General features: G+C 53.9%; 1 protein-coding gene. It reads right to left on the bottom strand.

Annotated elements, in window-relative coordinates; genetic code table 11:
* On the bottom strand, positions 1-8407 hold an 8407-nt coding region (locus QNJ43_RS26060; protein ID WP_300474838.1), incomplete at both ends, for a GEVED domain-containing protein.

Below are 8407 nucleotides of genomic sequence, written 5' to 3'. Positions count from 1 at the left end.
ACCCAAAGCAGCTCTTCACCCGCCAAAGCTACCCCATCGGGAACCTGCTCGAACAGGCTCTTGTCCATACGGATAAGGAAGCCAGAATAATCGTCAGCAGTGGGGCAAGCATCGCTAGAGAAGCCGCCATCGCTGGTCGCGCTTGAGGCAATAACATCAACCTGCTGGCTGGTGGCTTGGTTATAAAAGACCCCGGCTCCATCAAGCGAGGTTCCCATAAACTGATTTTCTCCGGTTGTGCAGCTATCAATAAGCCCTTGGATAAAGTCTTCTTCGCTGGTCACATTAATATCGGTGAAGTTAATCGCGGCAACCGCGCTATATTCATGCTGGCTATTGCCTGCAATATCCTGCACTTCACTAGCTATAGGCCCTACGACATAGCTTGAACTCAAAGGCCCGCCGGCCCCGCCGCTTTGGGTAATCCCCACAACCCGCTCATCGCTACCATCAGGGAAGGTTAGCCCTGCGGTCAAAGGCGTGAAGGTGAACTGGCTGCCTGCGCCGATTGTAGCGGACGAGGACGGCTCTTCAAGCAGGGTATAGCCCCAATCCAAGGCCGAAACATTGCTCACCGTGAGCTTATAGTTAAAGAGGACACGCGCCGTTTGCGCCGCCAAATCAAGGCTTTCAAGGTCAAAGCTCTCCAAGACTTTCTCGGTCGTGATTGCAGGCGTAACCACCATACGATGGTCTTCCACTTCCCCATTCAAGCCCATTCCGGTGGAGCGCGGGTCTTCCCCGCCCCCTGGCACAGGACCCAACAGCTCATCGAGGTCTGAAAGCGAAATCCGCGCCCGCATCACAAAGAAAGGCGCAAAGAGCGAAGGCACGGCTTGCCCCGTTTGCACGCCAGACAGACTAGAGGTTGCGCCCAGCTGAGCCAACTGCACCGCAAAAGGTTGGGATTGAGACGGGGCTTGAGAGGGGGCAGAACTACTGGCGCTACCTCCAAGCGAGGCGGTATCCGCCGAAAGCGCTTCTTGAGCGGTAATCGAGCGAGCATCATCGCGCGAAACCCCGCTGGTGGGCAGCTGCACGGGGAAGGTGACTGTGGTCGCGCCGTCAGGCACCTCGGCCTTGGTCACTTCGTTGACCTCAAAAACCCCGTTGTTGTTAAAGTCGATCCACATATAGCTGTAGGCGGTATAGCCCGATTCATTCACTACCGGCAGCGTGACTTCATAAACTCCGGTTTCCCCTTCGGGCAGCACAAAGACCTGCTCGGTATCTTGGTCGGCTTCCACAATAAGCTGCTCGGTCGCGTCCAGCTCAGCCGAGGGGAATTCCCCAAAATAGACCCGGTCATCGGCCACATGCCTTGGCCCGTCTTCTTCGATCATATTCTTATAGTCGCTAGGCCCATCGCCAAAGTCATAGCCATAAACCGGAACGGGGAAGCAATAGCTGGCCGCCGACTGGCCGGAAGACAGGCCGCTGTCATAGTTCTCAGAGGTCGTGGTCACTTTATTCAAAAGCCCAGTTCCCGATTCAAAGCCCTCTAGCAAACAGTCGGCGCTTTCGCTATCCACATCATCGGCCACTTGCACCTGCACCGTGATGGAATAGTTGAGCTCATCGCCAGGAACAATGATTTCATCATCCAAGTCCCACTGGCTGGCGTTGACATCAAGGTTCGTTCCCGCAGCTGTTACAGCAGAAATCATTGTCACATCTTTACCAAAGGCAGGCGTATCAATCAGGGTAAATTCTTGGTTATGATTGGTCGGGTTCTTCACACTAATACTGTAAGAGAATTCATAGACTCTAGGGTCAGAGCTAATCTCTACCGGAGCGTCCAAGTCGCCGTAAGTTTTGCTAACCTGAACCCCCAAGGGGATTTCCGTGCAGTCGTCAAAGGTGAGTTCTGAGAAGAAAATGCTACTAGTGCTTGTGGTAGGGCCATTTTCAAAATAAGCTCCGTTCCACAGTCCGCTTTCCGCCGTTCCGTCACAGTCCATATCTGCGCCATTGGCCAGCGCAGTATCCACAACAATCACCGAAGTGACCTCATAGTAATCATGGCTGTTGGCTGCCAATATGCGCTCTTCAGCCATTTGGAAATAATCACCGCCTAAATTCGTCTCAACTGTAGGTTCGATGTCCAAGCTATCAAAGCCGCCATCAAATCCGAAATCTACATTGAAGCGATGCGATTCATAGCTCACCCCTTGGGGTAAATCCCTTAGCTCATCGTCTAGGTAATAGAGACGCGGCTCGTCAAAGTTATTGCTCACCAAAACGCCCCAAACCACTTCATAGCGGTTCAGCCCCGTCACTTCATCGCTGACTGGCTCCAAGAAACGGGTTTCCAGGTGCTTTTTAATCACCGGCAGAGTAAAGCAGCTGCTTTGCCCATAAACTTTGGTCTCGCGGCTGGCATCAACAATGCTGCCCTCCAAGCTATTCACCGCGCCGGTGGGATTACCGCCATCGTTGCCTGCTTGACAGTCCCAAGAAGCAAAGTCTTGGCGGGTCACAGAGCCGCCGTAGATACTAGCCTCTTGATCAGGCAAAGTCAGGCTAAGAGGCGTGCTTACAAGCATTGCGGTGCGGTAAACATGGCTATTGCCAGGGCTGATTGACTGGCTGCTGGCCAAGACCCAAGGCTCGCCTGCGCTTCGGTTCTCAAAGCTATCAACGCTGACTTCAAGATTTTCAGTATCGCCACCTAAATCGACAGAAACAAGCTCAAAGCCCGTTATGTCCCTAAATCCAGTCGTGGCAACATCGCTTAACTGGTAAACAAGGGTTTCGCTAGGATGCAAGGAAGTCACCTGCAGCTCATAGAACATCATTACCGCATCTTCGCTTTCAATTCTTATATCCAGCGTTTCGGGCAAGAGTCTTTTGGAAACCACTATATCGGTCGGCACTTCCTGGCAAACCTCAAAGCTTTTCGCCGGATTAACATCGTCCTGGTAAGTCACCTGATTACGCAGACCCGTAAAGCCCTCTTCGGCGCTTTCAATCGTGCAATCCCCGCTTTGGGTCGTCAAAGTCGTATTGTCCAAGCTGAAATAGACTTTTATGGTATAGTTATCGCGGCTATGCGCGGCCAGAGAGCGGTTATTGGCCAGCGCCCAAGCGCCAGAGCTGTCAGAAGTGGTCAGCACCTCTGGGTCAAGCGGCTGGTCAACCAATTCGGGCGAGCTGTCAAATCCATAGTCGGCGGTATAGCTGGCGCTTTCAATCACCACGCCTGCGCCAAAGTAAGGCTTGTCAAACAGGTCGTAAGAGACCTCTTCTTCATCGCTATTGGCCGCCCGGACTTCATAGACCAGCTCAAAGAGGTTGTTTTCTCCGGCCAAAGGCGAGGGGCCGCTCACCAGTCTTTTAACCACACGCGGCTCGGCGCAAGCAATGTCGCTATGCTCTAGCTGCGGGCTTTGGCTGCGCTTGACTGTCACCCTGTTAAAGGTAAGCGTGGCTATATCATCGGGCGCGACTGTCCCATCGTTGGTCAAGATACAGTCATAAGCAGGGTCTGTGACGGGGGCTGTATTGTCCAAAGTATAGTTGAGGCGCAGGCTGTAGATATGCGAGGTTCCCGCATTAAGCGTTGCCCCTGATTGCAGGTCTAGCTCCAGCAAGCCCGGCTGAACCTCGGTTGAGGTAAGCGTTTGGTCAACAAACAGGCTGCCCCCGCCGCTAATTTCAGCGCTTAAGACCGCTTCGTTGCCCACAATCAGATTGACCCCTGCGCCTTTGTGAATTCTGTCCACCAGCTCATATTCCACCGCAGAAGAGCTGGTATTCGAGACCTCGATTTCATAAGAGGCGGTCCAAATTCCGCTTGCCAGATCATAGTCCGGCCCGCTCAAGCGGCGCTTATCCACCCGCACGGTGGAGGGCAGAGGCGTAAGCACCTGGGTAGAAGACTCTCTGTCCCTTTGGGTCAGGGTTCTCATTTCGTTCGACAGACCCGTGCCCTCTTCAAAGCTCTTAAGCTCGGCATCGCTGCCATCGCTGGTCACTTCGGTCGGGTCAATGCTCACTTCCATTTCCAGAACAAAGTCAAGCTGCTCGCCCGCTGCGATTTCAAAGTCGGTCAACAGAACAATCCCGTCCACATAAAGGTCGCCGCTATAGCTGCTGGCATCATAGACTTCGCCCGTCCCTACAAGCTCTGCGCTGTGCAGCGTCACCGACAAAGGATCAAGGCGCGGAATATCGGTAAGGGTAAAGGTTTGCGGCAAAGTGCCGGGGTTGAGAATCGAAAGGTTGTAGGTCAGCTTAAGGTCATTAGCACCCCCGCCTATGCCTGCTTCTATCGTGCTGGGATCAAAAGTTTTGGTCAGTTTGAGGTCAGAGGGAAGCGGCATATTGGCGCAGTCTTCATAGGTAAAGTCTTCGCCATGAATAGTCGCACTTGCCCGGTTCAACAGACCCGTGCCGGTCTCGCCGCCGGTCAATTCGCAGTCAGAGGTTTCGTCCGTGACCTGCGTATCATCAACGCTATACTCGATTTGAATAATGTAGGAATCGGCGGTTTCTGCTGCCAGCTCCGCATCCCCCAACTGCCAGCTTGTTTGGGTAATATCCAAGCTCTGGTCAAGCAGTTCATAGTCCGCATCGTCCCCTTGGTCATAAGAATAAGAGGCCTGGGTAATGCTTGCGCCCTCACCAAACAGGGGACTGTCGGTCAGAACATAATTTTGCGCTTCGGTGAGCGCATTATGCACCCTGATTTCATAGCGCACCGTAAAGTCGCCAGGGTTGGCCGGGTCTTCAATCGGCCCATAGATCAGCTCTTTGTAAACCGGCACAGCCGCACAGCCATAGTCTTCTTCCTGCTCATCGGTACGTCCGGCTGTGGTTGTATCCACCACTGCTCTGTTCAAAAAGCCGGTTCCCGCCCCGCCATCGTTGTCGGGGTTACAGTCCGCAGAAGCGCTGCTGATCTCGTCTTCTTTATATTCAAAGCCAAACTCTACACTATAGACATGCGTATTGCCCGAAGAAATCGTCTGGTCTTCTGCCAGCGTCCAAGAGGGTTCACCAATTTCCGCAAAAGTAGGCGTAATCTCTCTTGTTCCACTGGCCAAAGCATCTCCATTAAGCTCATAGCTATAACTCCCTGTGCCTCGCAGATTTACAGCCTCACTGATTTGCATAAAGTCGGTAAGCGCATAGTTGAGTGGGCTAGGATCGGTATTAAGCACTTCATACTGGAAGACTGCTGTAGCCCAACCGTTGGGGTCTTTGGCTACCTCTGTAACAAACTTGCTTACAAGCAGCTTGCCCCGCGCTTCGGCGCAGTCATTGACCACCTCTTCGGTAAGGCTATCGTCATCGGTATAAATCGCCTCGTTCTTCAAGCCGGTCCAGCCCTCTTCGCCCAAATCGGGGTTACAGTCGGCGGTGAGCGAAGTTAAGACCGTATCGTCAATGCTGTAGCGCACCGTGATTTCAAACAGGTCAGCTGCGCCGGTAATCAAAGGCCGGTTGTTGGCCAAAGTCCAACGGGCTTCTTCTTCCACCTCTGCGGGGTCTAGCTCTTGGGTGCTGCCATAGCTTCCGGTCGCGCCTGCGTCCAAGCGGTAAGAGGCTTCGAGGATATTCACCCCCGCTCCAAAGCGCGGCTTGTCAAAGAGGTCATAAGAGACCTCTTCATCATCGCTGTTGGAAACGCGAATGCTATAGACCACTTCAAACTCGCCAGGCGTGGAGGTAAGAACAGGGCCGGAAAGCACCGACTTGGTCACTCTGGAGCTGGCGCAGCGTTCTGCCGAAGCGGTAAAGGCAGGCGCATCGGCTAGGGCAACTGTTGCTGTAGCCTTGTTAAAGGTCAGCGTTCCATTAGCGCCATCGTTGGTTCTGTCGCAGTCCAGCGCCGTGGCATCAGCCGTATCCGCGCCGCTATAGACCATACGCAAATCATAGTAGTCCAAAGCTTCACCGGCCAAGCTGCGCCCGCTTTCCAGCACCAGCGTTCCATCGCCAGCTACCGTCAAACCTGCTTCGGGAACCCGGATTGTAGGCGAGCTGGTGGCGTTGCCCGCTTCAAGCTTGGTCACAAAGACCCTATCGGCTGGCTCTAGGCTCAAGCCCTCGCCAAGCGAAAGGACATCGCTGAGGTCATATTCGGTTGCGGTTTCAGAAAGGTTTTCTGCGCCAATCCGGTAAACCACTTCCCAGTTGCCGGTAGCTGCATCAAAGATGGGGCCTGCATGGCGCACCTTGGTAAGCCTAATCACACCAGGGTTGGCTACCAGCGCTTGGGCAATCAGCTCTTCGCTATCGGAAAGCGTGCGGACTTCATTAGACAGCCCCGTGCCTGCTTCGCCCGGCTCTAGCACCGCATTGCCGCCCTTAGCGGTCGCCTTTTCAGGGTCAAGGGTAAAGGTAATCGTCACCTTAAAGCGGTCAACCTGACTGCCTAAAAGAACCGTATCTTCTTCAAGGATCACGCCATCGGCCAGGTCGCCGGTAAAGCCGGTAGGATAGACTTCAACCGCCGTTCCATAGTCGTTGTCGTCCGTATCATGGTCTTGGTCGCGGGCCACCTCAATTTTGTCGATAGTTACCGCCTCGGCCTCCATGCGCGGAATCTCTGTAAGGTCATAGCTGCGCTGCAAAGTGCCGGGGTTTTGCACCTCAATGATATAGTCTTTCGCAAACTGGTTGGGCGTTGCGGTCGCTGTCCAGCCGTCTTGGGCCACTTTGGTCAGAACAATCTGGCTGCCGCCTGGCATAGGCTCACAGGCATGGTCAACAAGCCCGCCCGTGCTGCTTTCAGCAGCGCCGTCCAATCCGGTATCCAGCACTATACGGTTCAAAAGTCCGCTTGCCGTCTCGCCCGTATCCAAGGTGCAGTCGGAGCCTTCAGCGGTCAATTCGCTCGGCACAAGGTCAAACTCTAGCGCCAGCTCATAGTAATGGTAAGCCCCTGCAGGCAAGGCTGTTCCGGCTGCCGCAATCTCATAGGGGCCAGAGCCTGCGATAACATTATTGACCGCTTCAAAGGCTCCATCGCCATCGCTGTCCAAAGACCAGCTCAGCTGGGTGATAGTCACGCCGGGGCCAAACAGAGGGCTGTCGGTCAAAGTATAGCTGTCGTCTGTCACTGAGCCATTGCGGACATGAACCCCGTAAGTAATCCGGTAAGCATTGGGCCGCCCTGGAATTTCATCCGGCCCGGATATGACTTCCTTAAAGATAGGATGGGGCGCACAGCCCGAAGCTGTAGCGCTTTCATCGGCAACCTCTGCCCCGCCTTCCATCAGCGTCACGGTTGCGCTGTTGTAGGTCGCTGTCGCTACCACAGGCGCGGTCGTGCCATCGTTGGTTGTATCACAGTCCGCAGACTCGGCGGTTACAGCCTCTAAGCCGGAACTATAAGCGCCATGAGGGTCAGTAAAGCTCAAATTCACAGCTATACTATGGGTAATGGTTTCCCCCGGCGCTATCGGCTGGTCTTCGGCAATAAGGAAGTCAATACGCCCTTCGTTATAACTGGTATCTGTAAGCGTGCTGGCCGCCGCTGGCGTGCCTGCGCTGGCGCTATAAGCGGCAACCTTAGTATGGATATTATCAAAGCCTGCACCCACCGAAATAACATCTTGCAAGCGATAGTTTTTGGTCTCGCTATAGGTGCTGGTCACTTTGATGTCATAGACTATGTAATGCCCTTGGCTGCCTCCATATTCTGTAACCTGACGGGCGGTCTCTTCGATTAAGAAACGCCCTGCTACAGGCGCACAGTCAAAGGTGGTAATTTCATCGCCCGTGAGCGCATTAACAAAGGTAGCATTGTTCCACAGACCCGTGCCTGTCTCCCCGCCTGCGGTATCCAGATCGCAGTTCGCCGAAGCCGAAGTCAGCTCGCTCTCTGTAACCGAGAAGATAAGATCCAGCCTGTAAAGGTTGCTCGCACCCGCCTCTAAAACTTCGTTATTGGCGATTGTCCAAGCAATCCCAAGCGCGGGCGAACCTGCGCTAAGCACCACTGGCGCGGTCAAATCAACCCCGTCAGCTCCTTCATCAAAGACATAAGAGGCCGATTCTATCGCCACACCTGCGCCAAAGGCCGGAAGGTCTGATATGTCATAGGAAACCGGATCATCATCGCTGTTCGCCACCCGAATTTCATAGCTGATTTGATACTGGCCAGGGGTCACGGTTTCGGTTGGCCCAGAGACCACCGCTTTGGTAAAGTTAGGCTCGGCGCAGCGGCTGGCTTTATGGATAAAGCTAGGAGTAATAACATTATTCACTTCAGCCTCATTAAAGGTCAGCGTGCCATTTGTGCCATCGTTGGTGGTATCGCAGTCAATAGCGCTGGCATCGGCTGTATCCACCCCGCTATAGACCATGCGAATGTCATAGTAATCAAAGGCTTGCGGGTCTATGTCGCGCGTTGTTTCTAAAGTGATGGTAGCGTCAACAGGAAGCGTATAGCTGG

This window comes from Breoghania sp. (assembly GCF_030066895.1).
Taxonomy (GTDB): Bacteria; Pseudomonadota; Alphaproteobacteria; order Rhizobiales; family Stappiaceae; genus Breoghania.
The sequence above is the reverse complement of the archived record's forward strand: the minus strand, read 5'-3'. Positions and strand labels throughout refer to the sequence as shown.